Annotated in this window: 18 protein-coding genes; 15 read left to right on the top strand and 3 right to left on the bottom strand. The window is 71.1% G+C overall.

Annotated features, from left to right (window positions below; translation table 11 throughout):
• The first annotated feature begins 15 nt into the window (after nucleotides 1–15).
• Entirely contained in the window at nucleotides 16–1,773 is a 1,758-nt protein-coding gene (locus ETAA1_RS14270; protein WP_145239398.1) for a Gfo/Idh/MocA family protein, read from the top strand.
• A gap of 74 nt (nucleotides 1,774–1,847) precedes the next feature.
• Complete coding sequence (locus tag ETAA1_RS14265; protein WP_145239393.1) at nucleotides 1,848–3,098, top strand: alpha/beta hydrolase family protein; 1,251 nt, start codon at nucleotides 1,848–1,850, stop codon at nucleotides 3,096–3,098.
• 20 nt (nucleotides 3,099–3,118) lie between these two features.
• Here ETAA1_RS14265 and ETAA1_RS14260 read toward each other — a convergent pair whose 3' ends face one another.
• The gene (locus ETAA1_RS14260) at nucleotides 3,119–4,516 is read right to left on the bottom strand and encodes an inorganic phosphate transporter (RefSeq protein WP_145239390.1); all 1,398 of its coding nucleotides are present in this window, start codon (nucleotides 4,514–4,516) and stop codon (nucleotides 3,119–3,121) included.
• Nucleotides 4,517–4,725: 209 nt separating this feature from the next.
• Here ETAA1_RS14260 and ETAA1_RS33445 point away from each other — a divergent pair, with 209 nt between their 5' ends.
• Complete coding sequence (locus ETAA1_RS33445; protein ID WP_261342017.1) at nucleotides 4,726–4,848, top strand: hypothetical protein; 123 nt, start codon at nucleotides 4,726–4,728, stop codon at nucleotides 4,846–4,848.
• A 50-nt stretch (nucleotides 4,849–4,898) separates the two neighbouring features.
• Here the strand turns inward: ETAA1_RS33445 and ETAA1_RS14255 are convergent, their stop codons facing one another.
• A complete protein-coding gene (locus ETAA1_RS14255) occupies nucleotides 4,899–6,578 on the bottom strand; it encodes a YegS/Rv2252/BmrU family lipid kinase (RefSeq protein ID WP_145239387.1) in 1,680 nt (559 codons plus the stop codon).
• A gap of 44 nt (nucleotides 6,579–6,622) precedes the next feature.
• Here ETAA1_RS14255 and ETAA1_RS14250 point away from each other — a divergent pair, with 44 nt between their 5' ends.
• Nucleotides 6,623–7,657, top strand: a complete 1,035-nt coding sequence (locus tag ETAA1_RS14250; protein WP_145239383.1) for a vWA domain-containing protein — start codon at nucleotides 6,623–6,625, stop codon at nucleotides 7,655–7,657.
• Nucleotides 7,654–8,763: a VWA domain-containing protein gene (locus tag ETAA1_RS14245; RefSeq protein ID WP_202920882.1), complete on the top strand. Its 1,110-nt coding sequence runs from the start codon at nucleotides 7,654–7,656 to the stop codon at nucleotides 8,761–8,763. The genes ETAA1_RS14250 and ETAA1_RS14245 overlap by 4 nt, the downstream gene beginning before the upstream one ends.
• A 5-nt stretch (nucleotides 8,764–8,768) precedes the next feature.
• Here the strand turns inward: ETAA1_RS14245 and ETAA1_RS14240 are convergent, their stop codons facing one another.
• Entirely contained in the window at nucleotides 8,769–8,963 is a 195-nt protein-coding gene (locus ETAA1_RS14240; protein WP_145239377.1) for a hypothetical protein, read from the bottom strand.
• 253 nt (nucleotides 8,964–9,216) lie between these two features.
• On the opposite strand from ETAA1_RS14240, the gene ETAA1_RS14235 reads away from it, so the two are divergent.
• From ETAA1_RS14235 to ETAA1_RS14190, 10 genes are all read left to right on the top strand, one after another.
• Entirely contained in the window at nucleotides 9,217–10,605 is a 1,389-nt protein-coding gene (locus ETAA1_RS14235) for an amidohydrolase (protein WP_145239374.1), read from the top strand.
• 76 nt (nucleotides 10,606–10,681) lie between these two features.
• Nucleotides 10,682–13,048, top strand: a complete 2,367-nt coding sequence (locus ETAA1_RS14230; protein WP_145239371.1) for a DUF1592 domain-containing protein — start codon at nucleotides 10,682–10,684, stop codon at nucleotides 13,046–13,048.
• Complete coding sequence (locus ETAA1_RS14225; protein WP_145239368.1) at nucleotides 13,048–14,304, top strand: DUF1552 domain-containing protein; 1,257 nt, start codon at nucleotides 13,048–13,050, stop codon at nucleotides 14,302–14,304. Before ETAA1_RS14230 ends, ETAA1_RS14225 begins: the two co-directional genes overlap by 1 nt.
• Nucleotides 14,305–14,384: 80 nt before the next feature.
• A complete protein-coding gene (locus ETAA1_RS14220) occupies nucleotides 14,385–15,938 on the top strand; it encodes a hypothetical protein (RefSeq protein WP_145239365.1) in 1,554 nt (517 codons plus the stop codon).
• A gap of 175 nt (nucleotides 15,939–16,113) precedes the next feature.
• Nucleotides 16,114–16,653 (top strand): hypothetical protein, encoded by a 540-nt coding sequence (locus ETAA1_RS14215; protein ID WP_145239362.1) that lies wholly within the window; start codon nucleotides 16,114–16,116, stop codon nucleotides 16,651–16,653.
• Between the two features lie 70 nt (nucleotides 16,654–16,723).
• Nucleotides 16,724–17,443, top strand: a complete 720-nt coding sequence (locus tag ETAA1_RS14210; RefSeq protein WP_145239359.1) for a hypothetical protein — start codon at nucleotides 16,724–16,726, stop codon at nucleotides 17,441–17,443.
• A 17-nt stretch (nucleotides 17,444–17,460) separates the two neighbouring features.
• Nucleotides 17,461–19,779, top strand: a complete 2,319-nt coding sequence (locus ETAA1_RS14205; protein WP_145239356.1) for a hypothetical protein — start codon at nucleotides 17,461–17,463, stop codon at nucleotides 19,777–19,779.
• A gap of 95 nt (nucleotides 19,780–19,874) precedes the next feature.
• Nucleotides 19,875–21,233 (top strand): bifunctional folylpolyglutamate synthase/dihydrofolate synthase, encoded by a 1,359-nt coding sequence (locus tag ETAA1_RS14200; protein WP_145239353.1) that lies wholly within the window; start codon nucleotides 19,875–19,877, stop codon nucleotides 21,231–21,233.
• Between the two features lie 117 nt (nucleotides 21,234–21,350).
• On the top strand, nucleotides 21,351–23,126 hold the full coding sequence (locus tag ETAA1_RS14195; RefSeq protein WP_145239350.1) for a hypothetical protein: 1,776 nt from the start codon (nucleotides 21,351–21,353) through the stop codon (nucleotides 23,124–23,126).
• An 83-nt stretch (nucleotides 23,127–23,209) separates the two neighbouring features.
• Nucleotides 23,210–25,447: a DUF1549 and DUF1553 domain-containing protein gene (locus tag ETAA1_RS14190; protein ID WP_145239346.1), complete on the top strand. Its 2,238-nt coding sequence runs from the start codon at nucleotides 23,210–23,212 to the stop codon at nucleotides 25,445–25,447.
• The last annotated feature ends 6 nt before the right edge of the window (nucleotides 25,448–25,453 follow it).

Below are 25,453 nucleotides of genomic sequence, written 5' to 3'. Positions count from 1 at the left end.
TCCCCGGAGTTCACGATGTCCCTCGATCTCACGCCCGAGCAGAAGGCCACGGGCAAGGCCAACTTCGAGCAGGCCGTCGGCGACCTGGCCCGCGGCGGGAAGATGAACGGCACGATGGTCGTCGGCGGCTCGCCGCAGACCACGCCGGCCACCCCGACCCGCCGCGACGTGCTCCGTACGGGCCTGGCTGCCGGGGCCGTCATCCCGGTGTCCGCGGCCGTGTACTTCGGCTACGAGTCGCTTCGCGGGAAGGCCGTGAAAACGGCCCTTATCGGCTGCGGCGACGAGGGCGGCGTCCTCGTCGGCGAGCACAACCCGGAGTTCAACGAGATCGTCGCCGTGTGCGACATCCGGCCGTCGAACCTGGAGCGCATCTTCAAGGGCGACAGCGGCCCGCGGAAGGGGCTGAACAAGGTTTACGGCGAGGCGTCGGCCGCCAAGATCGAGAAGTTCGAGAACGTGGACGACCTGCTGGCGGCGAAGTCGCGGCTGGGGCTGGAGGCGGTCATCATCGCCACCCCGCTGAACACCCACGACCCGATCACGAAGAAGTGCCTGGAGGCCGGGCTGCACGTGCTGTGCGAGAAGCTGATGGCCCGCAGCATCGGCCGCTGCAAGGCCATGATCAAGGCCGCGAAGGACAACGGGAGGGTGCTGTCGATCGGCCACCAGCGGCACTACAGCACGCTGTACGCACAGGCGCTCGAGGTGCTGAACAGCGACGTGCTCGGCGACATCAAGTTCATCCGCGCCCTGTGGCACCGAAACAACTCGTGGCCGGCCGAGTACACCGCCGCCGAGAAGGCCGCGTTCGCCGACGGGTTCGACCTGCCGAAGTACGTGGACGGCTGGTACAAGCCGGTGCTGAAAAAGGACGCCGAGGCGCTCCCCAAGAGCAAGCTCGACACCCTGGCGTTCGGCGACCCCAAGAAGTACGGCTTCAAGGACGTGGCCGAGCTGATCCGCTGGCGCATCTCGGAGTCGGCCGGCGGCGGCCTCATGGCCGAGCTCGGCAGCCACCAGCTCGACGCCTCGTCCATCATCCTCGGCCACGCCCGGCCGTTAGCGGTGACGGGCGTCGGCGGGAAGTGGTTCTACGGCCCCGGCAAGAATGACCGCGAGAGCATGGACTCGGTGTTCGTCACCTACGAGTTTCCGGGCCGCACCCACCCGAAGGGTCGCGACCACGGCAACAACCCCGACGACATCGTGGTGGTGACGTACTCGTCGATGAACACCAACGAGTTCGAGAGCTACGGCGAGTGGGTGATGGGCTCCAAGGGGACGATGTTCCTGGAGAAGGAGGCGAGCGTCTACCTGTGGCGGGAGAAGGACAAGACGAAGAAGGGCGACGCCGGCGGCGGCAAGGACATGCGGCTGACGGTCGGCGCGGCCGGCGGCGGCAAGCCGACGCTCGACGCGAGCAGCACGTGGGGCGGCGGCGGCACCGCGACGCTCACCCGCGGCCCGGCCGGCACCAACGAGTGGGACACCGCCGTCCGCGGCTACCGCACCGAAATGGAGCACTTCGCCTACTGCATCCGTCAGTGGGGCACCGACAAGGTGAGCTACGAGGCGGCGAGCGACGGCCACGGGCTGAAGCACGCCGACAAGCTGCCGCGGTGCCACGGCGAGGTGGCGATGGCCGACGCGATCGTCGCGCTCACGGCGAACATGGCGATGGAGAAGCGGACGCGGATCGAGTTCGAGGACAACTGGTTCAAGCCCGAGAGCGCCGACGTGCCGGAGACGAAGTACGGCAAGCCTCTCTGATTCGGGCGCGGTAGCTACCATAAAGCCCGGGGACGGCCGTCCCCGGGCTTTTTCGTTTCTCCTGGAGCCTCCCCATGCGCCTCCCCCTCGCCGCGCTCGGAGCCCTCGTCGTGACTCTCCCCAGCACCCGTGCCGACTTCCCCCCGCCGGCGCAGCTCCCCACCCGCCCCGGCCTGCCCGACCCGACCGTCATGCTCGACGGCACCCGCGTCGGCTCGAAGGCCGACTGGGAGGCGAAGCGGCGGCCGGAACTGAAGGCGCTGTTCGAGCACTACATGTACGGTCGCCGCCCCGCCGACCCGGCGAAGGTGACGGCGAAGGTTCTGTTCAGCGACGACAAGGCGTTCGACGGCAAGGGAACGCTCACCGAGGTCGAGTTGACCGTCGGCGGCCCGGAGTGGCCGAAGGTGTACCTGCTGGTGGCCCGGCCGAACACGAGCGCCCCGGTCGGCTGCTTCGTCGGCCCCAACTTCGGCGGCAACCACCTGTTGACCACCGACGAGCGCGTCCGCATCCCGTCGGCGTGGGTGCCGAAAAACTACCCCGGCGTCGTGAACGAGAAGGCGACCGCCGCCGGCCGCGGCAAGCAGGCCGAGACGTGGCCGCTCGGTGAGATCGTGGCTCGCGGGTACGCCGTGGCGACGTTCTATTGCGGCGACATCCAGCCCGACCGGCCGGACGTGAAGGAGGGCGTCCGCGCCGTCGCCCCCGGCACCGGCGGCCCCGCCGACACGGCGACGATCATGTGGTGGGCGTGGGGCGTGAGCCGGGCGGTGGACTACCTAGTGACCGCGACCGGTATCGACGCGCGGCGCCTTGCGGTGGTGGGTCACTCGCGGCTCGGCAAGACGGCGCTACTGGCGGGGGCGTTCGACCCGCGACTGGCTGTCGTGATTCCGAATCAAGCCGGCTGCGGCGGGAGCGGACCGAGCCGGCACAGCGACCCGAAGGCCGAGCCGGTGGAGCGGATCAACAAGGCGTTCCCGCACTGGTTCAACGGCCACTTCAAGCAGTTCGGTTCCGACCCGTCGAAGCTGCCGTTCGACCAGAACGGGTTGGTGGCGCTGTGCGCCCCGCGACCGGTGCTGTTCACGAACGCGGCCGATGACCTGTGGGCGAACCCGTCGGGCCAGTTCGAGGTGCTGCGGGCGGCGACCCCGGCGTACAAGCTGTACGGCGTGGACGGCATCACGGCAGCAGCGATGCCGGGGCACAACCAGCTGGTGGCGTCGCGGCTCGGCTACTGGATTCGCCCCGGCAAGCACGCGATGACGCCGCCGGACTGGAAGACGTACATGGACTTCGCCGACGTGTGGCTGAAGTGACGGCGCCGAGGCCACCGTCGTCAGCCGATCAGGACGCGGCCGACAATCAGCAAGAGCCCCGATAGCGTCATGCAGGCCGGCAGCGTCAGGCCCCACGCGATCAGGATGCGGCGCACGGTCGCGCCCTGGATGCCGGAGCGGTTCGCGGCCATCGTGCCGGCCACGCCGCTGCTCAGTACCTGAGTCGTACTCACCGGCAGCTTCAGTACGTCGGCCACCGAGATCGTCGCGGCCGCCACAGCCTCGGCGGCCGCGCCCTGGGCGTAGGTCAGGTGCGACTTGCCGATCCGCTCCGCCACCGTCACCACGATCCGCTTGTAGCCGACGCACGTGCCGACGCCCAGTGCGACAGCCGTGCCGATGATCACCCATATCGGCACGAACTCGATGGCCCCGGCCAGCGTTTTGCGGTGCGGCTCGAGGCCGGCCCGCAGTTCCGGAGGCAGGTCCGCGCCCGCCACCGCGCGGCGGCAGCGGAAGATCGCCTGTCGCACCGCCCAGCGGTCGTCGGCTTCGCGGCTGAGCTGCTCGAACGAGTCCTTGCCGTCCAGCACCGTGCTGAGAAACGTCAAGTCGCGGTCCAGCGCCGGCGGCACCGCGGCCTTGTGCTTCTCGAACTCGGCGCGGATCGGCCCGACGGCCGCGGCCACGTCCTTCGCCTCGCCGGGGTTGTTGGTGTCGAGGGCGTAGTGCGCCGGCAGGAAGCCGATAAGCACGAGGAGCAGCAGGCCCATCCCCTTCTGCCCGTCGTTCGAGCCGTGGGCGAAGCTGACGCCGCCGCAGGTGAGGATTAGCACGCCGCGAACCCAACGCGGCGGGGCGTCGCCGTCGGCCGGCGGGGCGTACAGCCGCGGGTCGCGGAAGACGCGCTTCATCACCAACAACAGGGCGCCGGCACAGAAGAACCCGACCATCGGCGACAGCAGCAAGCCGAGCCCGACCTCGCCGGCCTTGCCCCAGTTCACGCCTCCGATGCCGGCCCCGTTCCACAACCCGTTGGCGATGCCGACGCCGAGGATCGAGCCGATCAGCGTGTGCGAACTGCTCACCGGCAGGCCCAGGTACCACGTCCCGAGGTTCCAGCCGACGCCGGCCAGCAGCAGCGCCAGAACGGTCACCAGCGCGGCGTTCGAGTTGGCCTCCGCGAGCAAGTCCACGGGCAAGAGATTGACGACACTAAACGCAACCGCTGCCGTGCCGACCACGACGGTCATGGCGGCGCCGAAGAAGTTCATGACGCCGGAGTACAGCACGGCCGGCGTCGGCCGCATCGTCCGCGTGTAGATGACGGTGGTGACGGCGTTGGCGGTGTCGTGGAAGCCGTTGATGAACTCGAACCCGAAGGCCACGAGCAGGGCGACGCACAGGCACAGGAGGGGGACCGTCGGCAGGGCGGCGGCGGCGTCCCAGAAGGACATCGGCACCTCGTCCAAGTAGCGGGCGGGGGGTGGTACTGAGGGTACGGCTGGACTGCCGTCGGGGGTACCTCGAATCGGTCGGCCACGCGCGAATCCCGGCGGACGTCGCCGGCGCGACCGGTTCGGCACGCCCTTAGCATTTCTAACCGGCATCCGACCCGCGACCGAATCGCGGGCCGAGCCGCAGCCCTCGCACAGGAGGAAACGATATGACGCCGCACGACGAGACGCGAGACGGGAAGATCAAGTACGGCCTGGCCGCGTGGCTGCTCGGGCTGCCGCTGCCGATCATCATCATCGCCCTGCTGTGGGGCGGGTGTACGAACTGGTAGGCCGGGTCATAACGGTTCTGCGGCCGCGTGCGGCTTGGCGTCAACGGACGCTAGGCGGCACGCGGCCGCTTCGTTCGGTCGGTCGCGTACCGACGCGCCATCAGGCAAGCCGCCGCCCAGGCCGCCGCGGCGAGAGCCCCGGCGATCACGTCGGTCGGCCAGTGGACGCCGAGATAGACGCGGCTCCAGCACACGCCAACCGCGACTCCTGAACAAGCAACCGCGACGAGCCACCAGCCGAACCGCTTCTGCTCCCAGCCCCGGATGACACACAACGCCGCAAGGAAGCCGAACAGCCCGACGCCGCGGAGCGCGTGCCCGCTCGGGAAGCTGAAGCCGTCCGCCTCGACGGTCCGCGGGAACAGGTCAGGGCGGGCAATTCCGAACAGCGGCTTCAACAGGAGTTCCAGTACGACGACACCGCCGAGCACGGCACCGAACGCGGCCGCGGTCAGATAGTGTTTCCGCCACAGGAAGCCGCCGAGGCACCCGATCGTGAGCACAGCGGTGCCGGAAGCGTCGCCGGGCCACGTTGCTACGACGGCCACCCGGTCGAGCGCCGGAGTCGCGCCCGCGTGCAGGGAATTTGCGACGCTCTCATCCCAGGCACGCAGTTCGTTGTTGCCGACGCCCCGCGCCAGCCAGGCGAGCGCGACGACCGCCAGCGACGCGAGGCCCAGCCCGGCGGCGGCCCACCTCGGGGTCCGCTTCGTAAGCAACAGCACAGCCGTGAGGAAGCCGAACAGGCGATTGCCGACGCGCCCGTCCGCCGCCACCGGCAACTCCTCGGTACCGTCCGCTTCCACCGGCGATTCTCGCGTCGGCTCCGGCTCGTAGCCCGGGCCTGCGAGCACGCGCACCGCCTTCGGCACTACGGTGAAGAGTACGCGCCCGCACTCACACCTCTCGCCGTCCAAACTCATCGGTATCGGCGGGTCGGATTCGATCGCCACCGACCGCGCACGGAGGTGCGTCACGTTCTCGTCGTGCGTGTAGTCGCCGTGCATGAGCCGGGCGGCGACGACGGACAGGTCGAGGGTGTCAGCGGCGTGAACAAAGACTACGTCGAGCAGGCCGTCCTCGGGGTTCGCACCCGGTGCCACGATGAAGCCGCCGGCCGCGCTCCGGGCGTTGGCCACGACCACGTTTAGCACGTCGTGCCACTTCGGCGGGCCGTCGTCGAACCTCACGGTGAGGCGGTACGTCGGCGGGTCGGTGACGGGGCCGAGAGCCCCACGGAGGTACGCCAGCGGCCCCCACGCGGCCTTGAGCTCCGAAGTTACTTCGGCCGCCACCTGGCCGCTGAAGCCGCCCGTCGCGGCGTTGATGAGGTATTCTCGGTCCCCGCCCTCTACGCGGAGCACGTCCACGTCCCGCGGCGTGCCGGTGAGCAAGAGTTCAGCCGCGGCTAGCGGGTCGAGCGGAATCGCCATCGTGCGGCAGAAGTCGTTGCCGGTGCCGAGCGGGAGCACGGCCAGTGTCGCGCGGCGATTCGCGGTCGCCAGCCCGTTCGCGGCCGCCTGCACGGACCCGTCGCCGCCGGCGACCGCGACGGTGTCGAAACCCTCGTCGGCGGCAGCGCGCACGAGTGCGGCCAGGTCCTCCCCCTGCGCCAGTTCGCGGACCTCGACGCCGAGTTCGGTGAGGCGGTCGAGCAGCCCGGCGAGTTGGGCGGCGGTGCCGGCCCGGGGGTTGAACAGTAGACGGGTACGCCCGGCCGACGGCTTCATGCGCACGCTCTCGTGGGGACTACTCCGCCCGCTATCATGGCAGGATGCCCGGGTTTGCGGCGCCGGAATTCCTTTGGCTCGCACCGCTGGCCCTGCCGCTCGTGTGGTGGTGGGCTCGGCGCCGCCGCACCGCCGTGCGCTACTCGGACCTCCGACTCGTCGCCGCTCTGCCGGGCAGCCGCCCCGCCCGCGCCCGCTGGGGCGGTGCCCTCCTCCGCGGTCTCGCCTTCGCGTCGCTGGCCGTGGCTTGCGCGGGGCCGCGGACAACGGACGAACGCACCCGTCTGCCGGCGGAGGGGATCGCCATCGTGCTGGCCCTCGACGTCAGCGGCAGCATGACGGAAAAGGACGCCGTGTGGTCGCCGGCCGAACCACCGTTGTCACGGCTCGAAGCGGCCAAGCGGGCCTTCCGCCTGTTCGTGGCCGGCGGCGACGCCCCGGACGGCACCCGGTTCGACCCGCGGGAGTCGGACGCCATCGGGCTCGTCGCGTTCGCTGTCGTTCCGCAAACCGTGTGCCCGCTCACACTGAACCACAGCGTGCTCCTCAAGGTCGCCGCCGAGCAGGAGCCGCGGTCCGTCCTCGACGCCGGCACGAACGTGGGCGACGCCTTGGCCGAGGGCGTCATCCGGCTCGACCGTGGCGGCGGCACCCGGAAGAAGGTGCTGATCCTCCTCAGCGACGGCGAGCACAACGTGAGCAAGGAGGGCGACCGCAACCCGCTGACTCCGCGGCAGGCAGCGCAGCTGGCCGCGAACCTCCAGGTGAAGGTGTACACCATCGACGCCGGCGGGCCCCCACCACCGGACGCCGCGCCGGAAGCCGCGGAGCAGCGAGCGGCCGGCAAGGAGGCTCTGAGGGTGGTCGCCGAGATGACCGGCGGGCGGTCGTTCGCGGCGTCGAGCGGGGCGGACCTCCTCGCGGCGTACCGGGAGATCAGTGCCCTGGAGAAGACGGCGTTCGTGACCTTCCAGTACCGCCGCTACTTCGACCACACGCCGTGGGCTGCCGGCCTCGCGGCCGCGCTGCTGGCCGTCGCTCAGCTCCTCGACCGCACGCGATGGCGGGTGCTGCCATGACCGCCCTACCCACCGGCCTCGCCGGCCTCCTCGCCGATGCCCGCGAGTTCCTGCTCGGCATCCGCTTCGCGCACCCCGAGTTGCTCCTGGCGTTGCTCGTGTTTCCGGTGTTCGCCGCACTCAACGCCCACGCCGCGCGTCGCCGCCGGCGGGAGTCCGACGCCGTCGGCCGCCCCGCCGCCGTGGCCGGCCTGCTGACGAAGCCGCGCGTCGTCCGCCGCTGGGTCGGGCTGGCGTACCCGCTGGCGTGGGTCGCTCTCGTGCTCGGGCTGGCAGGGCCGCGCTGGGGGCGCAGCGACGAGCCCGGCATCGCCGTCGGCCGCGACGTGGTGCTCGTACTCGACCTGAGCCGCAGCATGTTGGCGACCGATCTTTCGACCGGCATTACTCGCTGGGAGGCGGGCCGGAACGGGCTGCACGACCTGCTCGACGCCGTCCGCCGCCGCGGCGGGCACCGCGTCGCCGTGATCGTGTTCGCGGCCCGACCCAAGGTGGTGGTGCCGCTCACCACCGACTACGACCACGCTGCCGCGGTCCTGGACGAGATCGACGGCCGGCACCTGCCGCCGGACATCCGCCCCGCCCCGGACGCGACATCCGGCACACGCATTGGCGCCGCCCTACTCCTGGCCCTGGCGACGCACGACCCGCGCTTCCCCGGCGCGCAGGACATCATCCTCGTATCCGACGGCGACGACCCCGCCGGCACGACCGACCTCGAGTGGCGCCGTGGCTCCGACGCGGCCCGCGCCCTGAGAATACCCGTTCACACAGTCGGCATCGGCGACCCGAGCGAGGCCGGGGTGCCGCTCTTTCTCGACGGCGAGCCGCTCGAGTTTCAGCCGCGCGAAGACCTACCGCCCGACTGGGTGCGGACGCGGCTGCAGGAGGAGCCTCTGAGGCAGATAGCGGCCGAGACGGGAGGGAAATACGTCGCCGCCCGGAAGGACACTCCCAGGCTCGGGGAGTTCTTCCGGGCGGCGGTGGAGCCGAACCCGAGCCGGACGGTGTCCGAGGATTCGGTGCCGCAGCCGAAGGACCGGGCGGCGTGGTTCCTGGCGGCGGCGCTTGGCCTGTTTGTGGTCGGGTGGCTCCGCGGCCGCTGATCGTATCAGCTGTCCAGCGGCGGCCAGTCCTTGTCGACGCCTTCCTTCTCGATGAGGTCGAGTTGCTCGCGGCTAATGTGGAACTCGGCTGCGACCTTCTTCTTCGATTCGGGGACGTTCCCCGGCTGCTGGTCCTGGGCCGCGACGAGGGCACTGAAGATCGACTTCCGCTGTTGGACGGTCAGACCCTTTGAAGCCATGGGTGCGTACTCCGGGTGCGTGCCGGCGCTCGGCCGGCACGGGTGTTATTGGTCGCGGACCGAAATCTCGCTGCGAAACCGGGCCGGCAAAAGGGCGATGCACGGCCGGGGGCGACGCCGAGAGGCGGTGAAACGACTACCTTACTATACGCCCGCCGAGCGGGTCCATTTGCCGAAAACTGCCGAAATCCACGGACTTCTCTCCCGCCCCCCCGTCCCGCCCGCCCCGCCCTCACACACTGAAAGGTCGGACATGTTCACACCCCGGCTCGCCCTGATTCCCCTGCTACTGTCGGCGCTCGCGGTGTCCGGTTCGCAGCCTGGTCCGCGCCCCGACGGCCAGAAACAGCCCACCGAACCGGCCCCCGACCGCCCGGCCGCGTGGGTCCAGGAGCGCCTCAAGGCGATCGACGCCCGGCTGGACGCGGAGACGAAGGAGCTCGTCGCACTGTACCAGCATTTACACGCGAACCCCGAGCTGTCGCTGATGGAAGTGAAGACCTCGGCCCGGATGGCCGACGAGGTGCGGAAGCTCGGCTTCGACGTGACGGAGAAGGTCGGAGGCAATGGCGTGGTGGCCGTGCTGAAGAACGGCCCCGGCCCGGTTGTTCTGGTCCGCACCGACATAGACGCCTTGCCGATCACCGAGCAGACCGGCCTCCCCTACGCCAGTCGCGTACGGATGAAGGACCGCAGCGGCACCGAAGTCGGCGTAATGCACGCCTGCGGCCACGACATCCACATGAGTTGCTGGGTCGGCGCCGCCCGCGTCCTGACCGCCATGAAGGACCGCTGGAGCGGCACCCTCGTAATGATCGCCCAGCCCGCGGAAGAGATCGTCGCCGGCGCCCGCATGATGCTCGACGACGGCCTGTACCGCCGCTTCCCGAAACCGGACGTGTGCCTCGCCCTGCACTCCGACCCGCACCAACCGGCCGGCGTCGTCAGCTACGCGGAGGGGCTGGCGCTCGCCAATTCGGACAGCGTGGACATCGTGGTGAAGGGCCGCGGCGGGCACGGCGCGGCCCCGCACAACACGATCGACCCCGTGGTGCTGGCCGCGCGGATCATCCTGGATCTGCAGACGATCGTAAGCCGGGAGCGGAACCCGTTCGACCCCGTGGTGATCACCGTCGGCTCGATCCACGGCGGCACGAAGCACAACATCATCCCCAACGAGGTGCGCCTGCAGCTGACGGTGCGCACGACCACGCCGCAGGTCCGCGACGACGTGCTGAAGGCCATCGACCGAGTCGCCCGCGCCGCGGCGGTTGGAGCACGCGCCCCCGAACCGGAGGTGCGCGTGAACCTGGAGGAGTTCACGCCGGCGACGTACAACGACGTGCCGCTCGCCCGGCGGACGGGGGCGGTATTCCGGGCCGCACTCGGCGACGCCAACGTGAAGCCGCGCCCGGCGATGATGGGGGCCGAAGACTTCGGTCGCCTCTCGACAGGCAACACGCCGATTTTCATGTTCTTCCTCGGTACCATCGGCGCCGAGAAGCACGCAGCCGCACAGCAACCAGGGGGCGCACCGCTGCCGGGGATGCACACCGACGCCTACGCCCCGCTGCCGGAGCCGAGCATTCGCACTGGCGTGCGGTCGATGAGCGTCGCTGTGCTCAACCTGATGGGGAAGTGAGAATGGTCGAAGCCCACCGGTTGCGGCGGGTGGGCGGTCTGTGTGATAATCGAATCACCCTCGAACCGGACGCCTGATGCCTCTCCCGCGCGGCGCCGCCGCTCTCCTGCTGCTCCTCAGTGCCCCGGCGGCACGCGCTCAGCCCGACCCGGCGAGTCCGTTTCTGTCGGCACACTGCCTCGGCTGCCACAGTGGCGACAAGGCGAAGGGCGGCTTCCGCGCCGACCGCCTCACCGCCGACCTGAACGACGCCTCCAACCGCGAACGCTGGCGCGATGCGACCGAGCGCGTCCGTAGTGGCGAAATGCCGCCAGCCGGCCGACCGCAGCCGCCGGCCGCGGCGAGTGCGGAATTCGTCGCGCAAGTCGAGAAGGCCGACGCCGCCCGCCGCGCGGCCACCGGGCGCGTGCCGCTGAGGCGGCTAAACCGCCTCGAGTACGAGCGCACCGTCTGCGACCTGCTCGGCGTCGAGCTCGACCTGCGGGAGTACCTCCCGCCCGACGCCGCGGCGAACGGCTTCGACACGAACAGCGGCGGGCAGCACGTCTCGTCGTTCCTGATGGAACGCTACCTCGACGCCGCCGAGGCCGCGCTCGCGGTCGCCGTCAGTAACAGCCCGAAGGCGCCGCCGGTCGTGAACAAGCGGCTCAGCCTGACGGACGAGCGGCACGTGAAGGTGACGACCGAGAAGGTGTTCCGCCACACCGACGACGGGCTCGTAATGTTCAGCTCGTCGGCGTGGCAGGCCGTCACGCTGAGCCAGTTCTACCCACCCGACCGCGGCCGCTACCGCTTCCGGATCACGGCTTCCGCCGTGCAGAGTGACAAGCCGGTGTCATTCCGCGTGGACGCCGGCCCGATGCTCATGGGCACGAAGAACCGTCACGTCGGCTACTTCGACGCCCCGCCGGGGAAGGCCGTGACGATCGAGTTCACCGAGGCGATCGAAGCACGCAACACGATCCGCATTCTCCCCTACGGGCTGGCGTCGGCGCAGGCAGTCCACAAGGTCGGCGCCGACGCCTACGACGGCCCCGGATTGTTAATCCATCACGTCGAGGTGACGGGACCGCTGCACGACGCCTGGCCGCCGGCGAGCCACCGCCGGCTGTTCGGCGACCTGCCCCAGGCGCCGACGCCGACACGCCGCGACCGCGTGGAAGTGACCTCGAAGGCGCCCGAGGCCGACGCCGAGCGGCTGGTCCGCGACTTCGCCGCGCGGGCGTTCCGCCGGCCGATCGCCGTCGCCGACGTGCGAGCGTTCGTGGCGCTGGCGAAGCGACGGCTTCAGGAGGGTGCGTCGTTCGAGCAGGCGGTGCGGGCCGGGTTCGCCGGCGTGCTGTGCTCGCCGAAGTTCCTCTACCTCCACGAACAACCCGGCCGGCTCGACGACCACGCCCTCGCCGCCCGGCTGTCTTACTTCCTCACCACCAGCACCCCCGACTCCGAACTCCTCGCGCTCGCCGCGGCCGGCAAGCTCGACGACCCCGCGGTCCTGCGCGTGCAAACCGACCGGCTCGTCCGCGGCCCCCAGTCGGCGGCGTTTGTCGAGAGTTTCGTGGGCCAATGGCTCGGCCTGCGCGACCTCGACTCCACCGAGCCGAGCCACATCCTTTACCCCGAGTACGACCACGCCCTGCGCGTGGCGATGCAGCGCGAGGCCGAGTTGTTCTTCGCCGCCGTGTTGGCCGACGACCTGCCGCTGACGAACTTCGTGGCGTCGGAGTTCACCATCCTGAACTCCCGCCTCGCCCGTCACTACGGCGTCCCCGGCGTGGACGGCTGGGACTTCCGCCGCGTCCGCCTGCCGGCCGACAGCCACCGCGGCGGCGTACCGACGATGGCCGCCGTCCTGAAGGTGACGGCGAACGGCACCAGCACGAGCCCCGTGATCCGCGGGGCGTGGGTGGCCGACCGCATCCTCGGCGTGCCGCCGCCCAAGCCGCCGCCCGACATCCCGGCCGTGGAGCCGGACATCCGCGGCGCGACGACGATCCGCGAGCAATTGGCGAAGCACCGCTCCGTCGCGAGTTGTGCGGCGTGTCACGCGAAGATCGACCCGGCGGGGTTCGCGCTGGAGAGCTTCGACGTGATCGGCGGATACCGCGAGTTCTACCGCACGACCGGCCGCGGCCAGCCGGTGACGCTCGACGGCCGGCGGATGCCGTACCTCCGCGGGCCGCGCGTGGACCCGGCCGACGTGCTGCCCGACGGCGCCCGCTTCGCCGACATCGACGAGCTGAAGCACCTGCTGCTCCGCGACAAGGATGCTCTGACGCGAGCACTGGCGGTGAAGCTCGTCACCTACGGCACCGGCGGCCCGCCCGAGCCGGCCGACCGCGCCGAGTTGGCCGCGGTCGTGGCCCGGGTGCGCGACCAGGGCTACGGGTTCCGGGCACTCGTTCACGCGATCGTTCAGAGCACGCTGTTCCGGGAGAAGTGATGCACACCGCCCGCCGCACCCGCCGCACGTTTCTGAAGGCCGCCGGCGTCGCCCTCGCGCTGCCGCGGCTCGACGCCTTCGCCCAGCCCGCCGCCGCAGTGCCGCGCCGGGCCGTCTTCATCTGTGCCCCGCTCGGCCTCCACGCGCCGTACTTCTTCCCCACGGCCGCCGGCCGCGACTACGCCCTCACGCCGTACCTGGAACCGCTCCGCGACCTGCGGAACGACTTCACCGTCGTGTCCGGCCTCGCCCACCCCGACGTGGGGCCGTCGCACGACTCGATCTTCAGCTTCCTGACCTGTGCCCCACACCCGGAGCGGCGGGCCGGCTTCCGAAACACCGTTTCCGTGGACCAACTCGCGGCCGAGCACGTTGGTGGCGAGACGCGCTTCCCGAGCCTGCCGCTGTCGGCCGAAGGCTTCGGACTGTCGTGGACGCGAACCGGCGCGCTCGTGCCGCCCGACCTGTTCCCGGCGTCCGTGTTCGCCCGGTTGTTCCTCGACGGCCGGCCCGAGGACGTGGCGAACCAGGCCCGCCGCCTCCGGGACGGCCGCAGCGTGCTGGACGCCGTCCGCGACCAGGCCGCCGACATGCGCCCGGCCCTCGGCACCGCCGACCGCGACAAGCTGGACGAGTATTTCACGAGCGTCCGCGAGCTGGAGCGCCGCCTCGCCCGCGCCGAGGAGTGGTCGCGCCGGCCGAAGCCGAAGGTGGACGCCCGCCCGCCGCAGAACGTCCTCAACCCCGCCGACCTGGTCGGCAAGACGCGCTCGCTGTTCGACCTGATCCACCTCGCGCTGCAAACCGACTCGACGCGCCTGGTCACGATGCTGATGCTCGGCACGAGCCTCGTCCCGCCGATCGCCGGGGTGTCGTTCGGCCACCACGACCTCTCCCACCACGGCCAAGACCCCGCAAAGATCGCCCAGCTCCGCACCGTCGAGCAGGAGAAGATGAAGGCGCTCGCCGACTTCTTGACGAAGCTGAAGGCCACGCGCGAGGACGGCGCCTCGCTCCTGGACCGCACCACGGTATTCTTCAGCAGCAACCTCGGCAACGCGGCCACGCACGGCGTGCGGAATCTGCCCGTTCTCGTCGCCGGCGGCGGCTTCCGCCACGGCCAGCACCTGGCGTTCGACCCGTCGAATGGCCCGCCGCTCGGCAACCTCTTCGTGTCGATGCTGCAGCGGCTCGGCGTCCCGGCCGACCGCTTCGGCTCCGGCACTGCCACCCTCCGCGGCCTCGACCCGGCGTAACATAAACGCTTGCACACGGATCCGGGCGCGGGTACGCTTCACTCGTCACTCGCCCTCCACTCTCCCACCTCGAGGGTTCCATGTCCCGCCCCAGCCGCCGCGACGCACTTTCCGACATCGGCCGCGGCATGTTCGTCGCGACCCTCGGCACCGGCGTCGCCGGCGACCTCGGCCTCGGCACCGCCTGGGCCGACGACGAGCCGGCCCGCCTCACGTTCGGCGACCTCGACCCGCTCGTGAACTTCATCCACGAAACGCCCGCCGACCGCATCCTCCCCGCGGCTGTCGAGAAGCTGCGGACCGGCACCGACCTGCGCCGGCTCGTCGCCGCCGCGGCCCTGGCCAACGCCCGCGCCTTCGGCGGCGAGGACTACGTCGGCTTCCACACGATGATGGCCCTCACGCCGGCCTTCCACATGGCCGCGGAGGAGTCCGACGCCAAGAAGCGGCCCCTGCCGGTGCTGAAGGTGCTGTACCGCAACGCGGCGCGGCTCGGCGAGGTGGGCGGGCCGCGCGCCGAGGTGCTGCGGCCAGTTACCCCCGGCGGCGAGGCCAGCGGCGAGCGGCTTCGCGAACTCGGCCGGCAGAAGGACATGGCCGGGGCCGAGCGGGCGTTCGCCGCCGTTGCTGCCGGGCCGGTCCCGGACGCCGTGGACGGGCTGATGATGCTCGTGGACGACGGCACCGAGGTGCACCGCACGGTAATCGTGTCGCGGGCCATCGACCTGCTCGACTTCGTCGGCCGGGAGCGGGCGCACACGCTGCTGAGGCAGTCGGTGCGGTACTGCGTCAAGAGCGAGACGCACCCGAACACCGCGGTCCACAACCAGGAGGTGCGGGCACTACTGCCGAAGGTGCTCGACCAGCACCGCCTCCTGAGCGCGACGCCCGGCACCCGCGCCCCCGACGACGCCTGGGTGGAGCACTTCGCCGACACGGTCTTCCGCGCCACGCCGGCGCAGGCCGCGGACGCCGTCGCCGCCGCACTCGCCGAAGGGTTCAGCCCCTCGGCCGTCGGCGAGGCGCTGGCGCTGGCGTCGAACCAGCTGGTGCTGCGCGACGCGGGGCGTCCGCCGCAGTGGGCGCAGGCGAACAAGCCGGCCGGCAGCTGTCACGGCGATTCGGTCGGCGTCCACTCGTGCGACTCGACGCACGCCTGGCGGACGATCGCCCGCGCCGGCGGCCGCCGTACCGCCGTTACGAGTCTGATCCTCGCCGGCTACCAGATCGCCCGCGACCGCGGCGGCCGCAGCGAGTTCCTGACGTGGAACCCCTACCCGCGGCCGGAGCACCTCGAATCCGTCCGCGGCGTCGCGGCCGACGCCCTGCTCCGCGAACTCGACGGCGCCGTGCGCGAGAAGAACCAACCCCGCGCGGCGGCCCTGGCCCACCGGATCGGCGAGGCAAACCCGGGCGCGGCCCGTGACGTGTTCGCGCTGCTCCGCGGCTACGCGATCTCGGAGGACGGGGCGCTGCACGCCGAGAAGTATTACCGCACCGTGACCGAGGAGTTCGCCGCCGCCCGCCCGGCGTTCCGGTGGCGGCAGCTGACGGCACTGGCCCGCGTGACTGCGAGTGCCCACGGCTACCCGGCCCCCGGCGTCGCCCAGGCGCGAGAGTTGCTAAAGGGTTGAGCCCGTCGAGCCGGTCCGGCACACACCGCCGGACCGGCACCACGCGACGATCTCGGCGAAAAAAATTGATTCTGCTCTGGACGCACGGCTGTCGTGTTCGTATGCGGCGTGCGTAGAATACCGGTGGCCGCCCGCCCCGGTCACTTCCCCGGAGCCCTATCGAGGACACGTTGTCATGTGGGATCCTCCCGCGGAACACCCGCTCCGGCGGCTGTTCGCCGGGCTGACCGAGCACGCCTTCTTCTCCCACCTCGGCGTCGCCGACCCGCCCCTGACCGATTACCTGTCGTCTCTCCTGTCGCGGTTCGTCCACTGCGACGCCGTCCACCGCCTGCCCGGCTCCGACGGCCGACCGCTCACCGAGTTGGTCGGCATGGTGCTGGAGGCGGACCAACTGCCCGCCGGCCGGACGCAGGGCGAGTTCTACCGCCACGTCGGCGACTTCGCCCTGTTCTGGACGGGGGTCTACCCCGAGGCGCTGAACCGCGGCCGCGCCCGCGGCCCCCGCGACGCGCTCGTGGACTACACCGCCCAGGGGAAGCGCGGCTACCTGCTGACGAGCCGCATCGCCGCCGACCGCGCCCCCGGCCAGGCCGACTTGTTCCGCCGGCTGAGCGAGCAGTTCGAGGTGTGTGCCGTCGGGTTGCGCGAGGTGCGCCGCGAGTGGGAGGAACGCCGGCCGGACCTGCCGCCGGGCACGCCGCTGATCGGGTAAAAGCCCGGGGTTGCACGGGCGGGGCGGGCTGGCGTACCATGCCGGCCCGAATCCCGCACGGAAGCGGACCGTGGCCGACAAACTCACGTACCACGTCATCGACGCACTCAGCCGTGCCGCGGCCGAGCCGGCCGGCGTGGCGCTCGTCGCGACGAAGGCCGAGCCCGGGTTGTTCCCGGCCGTCCCCGCCGGGAAGACCGCGGCACAGAAGGCCGTGGCCGACGGCCTCCTCAAGGCGACCGACGCCCGTCAGAAGCTTTACACGCTCACCGACGCCGGGTGGGCGTACCTGCTCGCGGCCGCGAACCCGAAGCAGGTGCTCGAAGACTTCGTCCGCGTCCTCGAAGCCCGACAGACCGAGGTGAACGACCTCCTCACCGCGGCCCGCCGCATGGCCGACAGCCTCTTCGGGCTGCGCGATGCGGTTTCGCGCGTGCTCCCGAAAGTGACGACTAACCGCGTCGCGTCTGAAACAGCCGGCGCACCGCCGACCGATCTGGCGGACGTGCTTCTGGCGAAACTTGCGGACTGGGCCGCGACTGCCGGCGAGGACTGCCCCCTTCCCGATCTGTACCGGCGGTGCGCCGCCCCGAGCGTCGGCGCCTTCCACGACGCCCTCCGTACGCTGCACGACCGCGGGGCCGTGTACCTCCACCCGTGGACCGGCCCGTTGTACGCCCTGCCCGAGCCGGCGTTCGCCTTGCTCGTCGGCCACGGGATCGCGTATTACGCCTCGATCCGCACGGACACGGTGTCGCGCCGGGCCGACCGGCTCGCGGCCGCCGTCTGACCCCCGGAGGGAACCGGATGACGACCGCCGCCGCCGACCGCCCGCTCACCGACCGCGCCCGGGACGTGTTGAAACGGGCCGGCAACCCGTTCCGCAACTACTTCGCCCGCAACCCGGACGACGAGGTCTGTGCCCGCTACCACGTCCCCGAGCTGTTCGCCCCCGAGCGCGACCTGCTCCACGCGATCATCGACCTGTACCGCTACGACCCCACCGCCCACTCCGAGGTGGTGCCGGTGCTGGGCAACAAGGGCGCCGGGAAGACGCACCTCCTCCACAGCATCAAGCACGGCGTCGGCGGGGCGTGGCAGCTGCTCGTCACCCCGGGCGTGTACCAGAAGGACACCGACTTCCTCGAATACCTGCTGTTCCAGATCATCGACACGCTCCTCGGCGGCGGGAAGCAGAAGGGCGTGCGGCCGCTCGACCAGGTGGGCGAGAACCTCGTCCGCCGGCAGCTCGGGGTCGCGCTTCGCGACCTGAGCCCGGCCGACAAGGTGGAACTGTTCCCGCCGCCGGGCCTGGGCCGGTGGGCGCGGCGGCTCGGGCTCGGAGGGCAGCAGGCGCAGGAACGCTCGGAGTGGCTCGCCGAGAACCTCAGTGGCTACTCCAACTTCGCGCGGATGCCGACGCCGCTGCCTCAGGCGTTGGCTGACGCCGGGCTGACGCCACAGCGTGCCTTTGACCTGCTGGCCGCACACGCCGGCCGCACCGAGGCGCACAACACCGCCGGGTTGATGCGGCGGCACATCCTCACCGGGTTCGCCAAGGCCACGCTCCTGAAAGACGAGGCCGAGCTGGCGAACTTCCTGACCTACGGATTCGCCGAACTCGACTTCCAGGTCCGGCCCACGCGGCAGGATTTGGTTCTGGCGTTGTTCAAGGTGCTGGCCGAGCTGTTCCGCAGCCTCAAGACGCCGGTCGTGGTCGCGTTCGACCAGCTCGAGGACCTGCTCCTCGCACGCCGGAGCGACGACGCCCACAAGACCGCGGAAGCGTTCTTCGCCGGCATCGTGCAGGTGATGCACCAGGTGGACGGGCTGTTGTTTCTGGTCTTCGCCGAGCGCGGCCTGTGGAACCGCTTCGTCCCCAGCCTCGACGGCTACATTCAGGACCGGCTCAACAACCCGGTGCACGTCCCGAAGCACGGCACGGTGAAGGCCATTCGCCTGGAAGCGCCGGACGGCGGGCTCGTGCGGCGCGTCGTCGAAGCGAGGTTGCGGCCGGTGCTGGACGAGCTCCCGGAGGGCGAAGCGGACTCGGACGTGACGCCGTTCGCGGAAGAGGAGATCGCCCGCGTGGCGGCCACCGAGCCGACGTTGCGCGACATGCTACAGCAGTTCCGCCACCTGTTCGATCACGTGGTGTACGGCCCGGACGACATGCAGACCGGGCCGCGCGGCGCACGCGCGAACGGCGTCTCGCAGCTGTACGACGAGCCGGTAACGCCGGTGACCCGCCTTCCCGCCGCGGAGCCGCCGGCGCTCGCAGCGCCGGCCCCGCTCTCGTACGGCGGCCTCGACCGTGGCACGCTCAACCGGCTGGCCCAGCTCCTCGGGCACGACGACGACGACTACCGCGTCGGTGCCGTGGACATCATCCACGTCCCCGCCGATCCGGTGGCCGCGCTGCCGCCGCCGGAGCCGGCCGTCCCCGTCGTGGTCGAATCGGCCCCGATCGTCGAGCCGCCGGCACGGTCGTCCATCCTGTCGCACGCGGCTCTACTCGAGTTGTGGGATCAGGAGCAGCGGGCGGCCCGGCGGAAGCTCGAACCGGACGGCGCCCTGACCGGCGCGACGCGCGAGTTGCAGGCGGGGCTGGGGGCGTTCCTGGCGGCGTGCCACGAGCACGGCGTAAAGGTCGGCCCGTGGCGGCTCCAGCACGTCGTACCCGAGTGGAGCTTCGGCGACCACCCGACGTACGGCATGGTCACGCTTGCACACTGGGCCTGCAAGGACGGCCAGCCGTGGAAGGTGGGCGTCGGCCTGTTCCTGTCGCGCGGGGCCGGCAAGCCGAAGGATTTAGAGGTGAAGCTCGGCGCGATGGACACCCGCCCGACGGTCGTCGATCACCTCATCCTGCTGCGGCCCGAGGACGACCTGGGCATGACCGGAAAGAGCAAGTCGCTGTGGGCCGAGGCCGAGCGGGCGGGCAAGCACGCCCGGCTGGAGCCGGCGGCGCTCGACGGGCTGGCCCAGGTGTACAGCTTCCCGCGGTGGATCGCCGCGGTCCGCGAGGCGCTGCCGGACGGGGCGCCGCTACCGAACCTCGCCGACGTGATCCAGGAGCGGTGCGAGAAGCTGCTGGAGCAGGTGTGCATGCCGGTGGTCGGCTGACGCCGGGCCGTTAGAATGAGGTGGTGGGTACAACACCCCCCAGAGCCCGGGGACGGCCGTCCTCGGGCTCTCGTCGTTCACCCCCGCGCGGCCGCATGACCTACCCCGAGGCTCTGGCGTTCTGGTACGCCCGGGTCAACTACGAGGTCCGGGCGGCGCACCCGACCGATTTGAAGCTGGAGCGGATGCGCGCACTGCTCCGCCGCCTCGGCGACCCGCACGAGCGCGTCCGCCTCGTCCACGTTACCGGCACGAAGGGGAAGGGTTCCACGTCGGCGATGCTCGCGGCCGTGCTGCGGGCGGCCGGCTACCGCGTCGGGCTGTTCACGTCGCCGCACCTCACCGACGTACGCGAGCGCATCCAGGTGGACGACGCCGTCATCACCGAACGCGAACTCGCGGCGCGGATGACGGAGCTGGCCCCCGCGGTCGCCGCGATGGACGCCGACGGCTTCCCGCCGCCGACGTTCTTCGAGATCGGCACGGCCCTCGGTTTCCTCCACTTCGCGTACCGCCGCTGCGACCTGGCCGTGATCGAAGTTGGCCTCGGCGGCCGGTTCGACAGCACGAACGTGTGCCGGCCGTTGGTGTCGGTGGTCACGTCGGTCGGGCTCGACCATACGGCCCAGCTCGGCGGCACGCTCGAAGCGGTGGCGTTCCAGAAGGCCGGCATCATCAAGCCGAACGTGCCGGTAGTGAGTGGCGTGACCGAGCCGGGGCCGCGGGACGTGGTGCGAAAGGTTGCGGCCGAACTGGCGGCGCCAGTGTGGGAACGCGGAGCGGATTTCGGTTTCGACTACCGACCGGGTGAGTCCGAAGGCCCGCCCGTAGTGACGATCTCCACTCCCCGGAGCACTTACGGCCCGACGGCGCTCGCGCTTCTCGGCGAGCACCAGGCGCACAACGCCGCGCTGGCCGTGGCCGTCGTCGATCGGCTGCGCGACGGCGGGCTCCACGTCCCCGCTGCCGCCGTCGCCGCGGGGCTGGCGAGCGTCGTGTGGCCGGGCCGCGTGGAGGTCGTGCGCCGATCGCCGGTCGTCATTCTGGATACGGCCCATAACGTGCCGAGCGCCGAGGCGCTGGTGCGAACGCTGGCCGAGTCGTTCCCGCGGGTGCGGCACCGGGCGGTCGTGTTCGCCGTTTCGTCGGACAAACCCGTCGCAGACATCCTGCGCGTACTAGCCCGCTATTTCGACCGATTCCACCTGACGAGATACGGGAACAACCCGCGGTGCCTGCCGCCGGAAGAATCGGCACGACTGCTCGCCTCGGTCGCGCCGGCGGCGGCGTTCGCGCTTCACGCCACGGCTGCGGACGCCTGGGCAGAAGCCCGGACAGCCGCCACCGGGGATGACGCCCTCGTGTGCGTCACCGGGTCGGTGTTCCTTGCCGGGGAACTGCGGCCTCTGGTGCTGACCGACCGCGGCTTGAGCGGAACAGGATCGAAATCCTGACCCGGGGTGCTGAACTGTGCCGGTCGTGCGGGTAGAATGACGTGCGCCCGTCGGTCCGTGGGGTGCGGATTTATCCGGTAGGGTGGCGAGCCGCCCGCGGTGTGGTGAAATACGGACATGAAGCTCCTCGCCTCGTCGCTCCTTCGAGACTCCCAGCTCGCCCTGACCGGCTGGTGGTTCACCCTCGTCGTAGTCGGGAGCCTGGCCGGGCTCGAAGTCGCCGGCCGGCATGCATCCAACGACGCCCACGACGGGTTCGCCGCGTTCGCCCTGCTGGCGCTCGGCGCGGCGGTGGCCGTGCGACACCGCCGCGAGCCGCTCCCGTGGGTGCAGGCCGCTCTCGGTTGGGGCCGCCGCCTCGGCGCGTCCGCCGCCGGCTTCCGGTACGACCACGGATTCGACCTGCGCGGCACCCCGCCGTACCCGCGCCGCACGCCGCCGCTCGTGTGGACGATCCTCGCCGCCCTCGCCGCGTGGGGGGCGCTCGCCGGGCTGGCGTGGGCACTCTTCCCGAGCGGGTGGCGCGTCGTCGGCCAGTACTCGTCGTACGTGCTCTACCTCGCCGCGTTGTTGCTCCTCTGGGGATCGCTACTCCTCTGCACGCTCGTCGGCGTGTTCGTACCCGTGACGGTGATCGACCGCTGGGTTCGCGGGTGGGTCGGCGAGACCGACCGCCGCGGGGCCGAACTCGCTGCCGTCGTCGGCTACGCCGTGCTGGCCTCGGTCGTGGCGTGGCTCGTGCCCCCGACGGCCGTGCTCGGCGTCTGCGCCGCTGTCGCGGCCGCGGCGGCGGTCGCCTACACGCTTCCGGGTGGTGACGGGGCGGCGATCTTGTGGCGCTCCGCCCCGGGGACGCCGGTCTACGCGCTGCCGCTGCACCGCGTCATGGCGATGGTCGTCGGGCTCGCGGCTGTTGTGATGTTCAACTTGCTCCTTACCGCGTGCGGCGGCCGGCTCACCGGCGGCGAAGACGCGATGGCGGTGACCGCGTTGTTCGGCGCCATGACCGCGTGGCTCGTCCCCGGCCTCGTACTCGTCGGCGTGTACTGGCTCGGCTCGGCGGCACGTTCCGACCCGGCGCGCCGCACACGCCCGGCCGTGTCGTTGGTCGGTGGTAACGCGGCGGAGCGGAAGGCGGCGGCGGGTCGCGTCCGGCAGTGGGGTTTCCGCGCTGCGACCGGCGACGGCGCGACGGCGGGTTTGCAACTCGTGCCGGCCGAGAAATCCGAGGCGTCCGAGTTCGACCCGCAGTGGCCGCTCCGCGTGTGCGCCGCCGACCTGGACGGCGACGCTGTACGCGACCGGCTCGCGCGGCGCGACGAGATTCAGCTGCGGCGGCACTTCTTCCGCGGCGTCGGCAAGTTGTTCCGGCGGGCGAGTGCGTTCAAGGCTCCGGGCGGCGGCGGGTTCTGGTTCGCACCGCACTGGTGGTTCATCGAGTGCCTCGGCCGCGACGACGCCGACAGCGGCGAAGAGGCGGCCCCGCCGCTGGTCGGCCCGCCGTACGCGCGCGTGCTCCCGGTCCGCTGCCGACAGCACCTGCACGCCGTACTGCGGGCCACGCGGGTGGACATGTTCTTCGTCGAGGACGGCGTCGGCTACCGGAAGTTGGAAAAGGTGATCCGCGTGCTGATGGAGCTGTACGACGTCCACGGCGGAACGCGGTACGCGGAGGAGCACCACTTCCGCGGTCTGCCGAAGGTGCGGGTGATGATTCACGACTACGAGCCGGGTAACCCGTTCCGCTCGGACTTGTACCCGGAGCCGAAGTTCGACGACCTGAGCCGGGTGCGGGTGCTGCACGTATTCCGCGACCGCGGCGGGGACGAGGAGTTGGTCGAGCCGCCGTTCGACTGGTCCTCCAGCCCGGCACCCGTCGGCCTGGTGGGCTGAGCGCGACGGATGGTTGCGGGCGACGGGCCGGGCCGGGTACACTTCTTCTACCCGCCCCGCACGCCGCCCGTGGTTCCGCACCCATGCCCCGCCTGACGCCACTCTTGATCCTGCCGCTCGGTCTTCTCCTCGCCCCGGTCCGTGGCGCCGACCCGCGCTACGAAGACCCGGACCTGACTCCCGCCGATAAAGCGCACTGGGCGTTCCGCGCCCCGGTCCGCCCGGTCCCCCCGACGGGAAGCTTCACCTTCCGAGTTCGTACGCCGGTGGACGCCTTTATCCTGGCGAAGTTGGAAGCCGCGGGTATTCCGCCGACACCCGTGGCCGACCGGCTCACTCTGGTCCGGCGCGTCACACTCGACCTTACCGGCCTACCGCCGACGCCGGCCGAAGTCGCCAGCTTCCTCGGGGACGACACGCCCGACGCCTACACCAGGCTCGTCGATCGGCTGTTGGCGTCGCCGCGGTACGGCGAGCGATGGGCGACGCACTGGCTCGACGTGGTGCGGTTCGCCGAGTCGAATGGGTACGAGGCGGACGGCGAGCGGCCGCACGCCTGGCGCTACCGCGACTACGTTGTCCGCAGCCTGAACGCCGACAAGCCGTACGACGTGTTCGTCACCGAGCAGTTGGCCGGCGACGAACTCGCGGCCCGGAAGGACGCCCGCGAGGCGGCCGACCTGTGGGTCGCCACCGGGATGCACCGGTGCGGCCCCGTCCACATGGTCGGGGGCAACCTCGACGCCGACGTGCTGCGGCAGGAGGTGCTGACCGAGATGGTGAACGGCGTCGGGGCCGCGTTCCTCGGCCTGACGCTGGCCTGCGCCCGCTGCCACGACCACAAGTTCGACCCCGTCTCGCTCGGCGACTACTACCGCATCCAGGCCTTCTTCGGCGGCACGCGGTACACCGACGTGGACCTCGCTACCGCCGACGAGAAGGCGGCGCGGAAGTCGAAGGCCGACGCGCTCGAGAAGGAGGCCGCGCCACTGAAGAAGCAAGTTGCCGACCTCGATGCTCCCGTTCGCACCAAGGTTGCTGCCCAGAAGCGGGCCGCGCTCGAGCCGCGCTACAAGGACGCGCTGGACACACCGGCCGAGAAGCGTACCGCGGAGCAGAAAAAACTCGCGGCCGACGCCGGCACGCTGGTTCGCGTTTCGTGGGACGAGGTACTCGCCGCCATGCCGCCGGCCGAGCGCGCGAAGCGGGCGGCGCTCCGGGAGCAGATTCACGCCCTCGCCGCGAGGGCGCCCGAGCCCGCGGCCGCGGCGTGGGCCATCAAGACGACCGACGCCGACGCCAAGACGCACGTCCTGAAGCGCGGCAGCCCGAAGACCAAGCTCGACATCGCTTCGCCGGCGTACCTGCGAGTGATGGCCACTCCCGATGCCCCAAAGACGCGCGCCGACCTGGCCCGATGGATGACACGACCCGACCACCCGCTAACGGCACGGGTGATTGTGAACCGGCTGTGGCAGCACCACTTCGGCCGCGGCCTCGTCGCCACGCCGAACGACTTCGGCCTGAAGGGCGCGCGGCCGACGCACCCCGAACTCCTCGACTGGCTGGCGACCGAGTTGGTCGCCAACCGCTGGTCGCTCAAGCACCTCCACCGACTGATGGTACTGTCCTCCACCTATCAGCAGTGCCAGGCGGCCCCGCACCCGGCCGACCCGGACAATAAGCTCCTCGGGCGGATGCCGCGACGCCGACTCGAAGCGGAAGCCGTGCGCGATTCCGTGCTCGCCGCGGCCGGGACGATGAACCCGCAAGTCGGCGGGCCGTCGGTGAAGGTGCCTCTGGAGCCGGAGGTGTACGACCTGATCTTCACCGAGGGCGAACCGGACGGCCTGTGGCCGGTGACGCCGGACGCGACGCAGCACACGCGCCGGTCCCTGTACCTGTTCAACAAGCGGAACGTCCGGCTCCCGGTGTTCGAGGCGTTCGACCAGCCGGACACCCTGAACTCGTGCGCGGTGCGCCCCGTGAGCACGTTCGCCCCGCAGGCGCTCATTCTGATGAACGGCCCGTTCGTTCAGGAGCAGGGGAAGGCGCTCGCCGTGCGGTTGGCCGGCGAGGCGGACCCGTTGGAAGCGCTGTACCGGCGAATGCTCGGCCGCGCTCCCAAGGTGGCGGAGCGGGCGGCGGCAGAATTGTTCTTGCGCGACCAGGCGTCGTCCGTGCGTGACCGGCTTCGCGCCCGACTGCCCGTCGGTCTCGACGTGGCGCTGCCCGCGGGGGCGGACCCCGCACACGTGCGGGCGCTGGCCGACCTGTGCGTCGTACTGTTCAACACGAACGAGTTCGTACACATCCCGTAGCGGCGG

Source organism: Urbifossiella limnaea (assembly GCF_007747215.1).
Taxonomy (GTDB): domain Bacteria; phylum Planctomycetota; class Planctomycetia; order Gemmatales; family Gemmataceae; genus Urbifossiella; species Urbifossiella limnaea.
The sequence above is the reverse complement of the archived record's forward strand: the minus strand, read 5'-3'. Positions and strand labels throughout refer to the sequence as shown.

Bases quoted from the DNA above. Each gene is read 5' to 3' on its own strand.
- ETAA1_RS14270 (WP_145239398.1), top strand. From the start codon at position 16: ATGTCCCTCGATCTCACGCCCGAGCAGAAGGCCACGGGCAAGGCCAAC.
- ETAA1_RS14265 (WP_145239393.1), top strand. From the start codon at position 1,848: ATGCGCCTCCCCCTCGCCGCGCTCGGAGCCCTCGTCGTGACTCTCCCC.
- ETAA1_RS14260 (WP_145239390.1), bottom strand. From the start codon at position 4,516: ATGTCCTTCTGGGACGCCGCCGCCGCCCTGCCGACGGTCCCCCTCCTG.
- ETAA1_RS33445 (WP_261342017.1), top strand. From the start codon at position 4,726: ATGACGCCGCACGACGAGACGCGAGACGGGAAGATCAAGTACGGCCTG.
- ETAA1_RS14255 (WP_145239387.1), bottom strand. From the start codon at position 6,578: ATGAAGCCGTCGGCCGGGCGTACCCGTCTACTGTTCAACCCCCGGGCC.
- ETAA1_RS14250 (WP_145239383.1), top strand. From the start codon at position 6,623: ATGCCCGGGTTTGCGGCGCCGGAATTCCTTTGGCTCGCACCGCTGGCC.
- ETAA1_RS14245 (WP_202920882.1), top strand. From the start codon at position 7,654: ATGACCGCCCTACCCACCGGCCTCGCCGGCCTCCTCGCCGATGCCCGC.
- ETAA1_RS14240 (WP_145239377.1), bottom strand. From the start codon at position 8,963: ATGGCTTCAAAGGGTCTGACCGTCCAACAGCGGAAGTCGATCTTCAGT.
- ETAA1_RS14235 (WP_145239374.1), top strand. From the start codon at position 9,217: ATGTTCACACCCCGGCTCGCCCTGATTCCCCTGCTACTGTCGGCGCTC.
- ETAA1_RS14230 (WP_145239371.1), top strand. From the start codon at position 10,682: ATGCCTCTCCCGCGCGGCGCCGCCGCTCTCCTGCTGCTCCTCAGTGCC.
- ETAA1_RS14225 (WP_145239368.1), top strand. From the start codon at position 13,048: ATGCACACCGCCCGCCGCACCCGCCGCACGTTTCTGAAGGCCGCCGGC.
- ETAA1_RS14220 (WP_145239365.1), top strand. From the start codon at position 14,385: ATGTCCCGCCCCAGCCGCCGCGACGCACTTTCCGACATCGGCCGCGGC.
- ETAA1_RS14215 (WP_145239362.1), top strand. From the start codon at position 16,114: ATGTGGGATCCTCCCGCGGAACACCCGCTCCGGCGGCTGTTCGCCGGG.
- ETAA1_RS14205 (WP_145239356.1), top strand. From the start codon at position 17,461: ATGACGACCGCCGCCGCCGACCGCCCGCTCACCGACCGCGCCCGGGAC.
- ETAA1_RS14200 (WP_145239353.1), top strand. From the start codon at position 19,875: ATGACCTACCCCGAGGCTCTGGCGTTCTGGTACGCCCGGGTCAACTAC.
- ETAA1_RS14195 (WP_145239350.1), top strand. From the start codon at position 21,351: ATGAAGCTCCTCGCCTCGTCGCTCCTTCGAGACTCCCAGCTCGCCCTG.
- ETAA1_RS14190 (WP_145239346.1), top strand. From the start codon at position 23,210: ATGCCCCGCCTGACGCCACTCTTGATCCTGCCGCTCGGTCTTCTCCTC.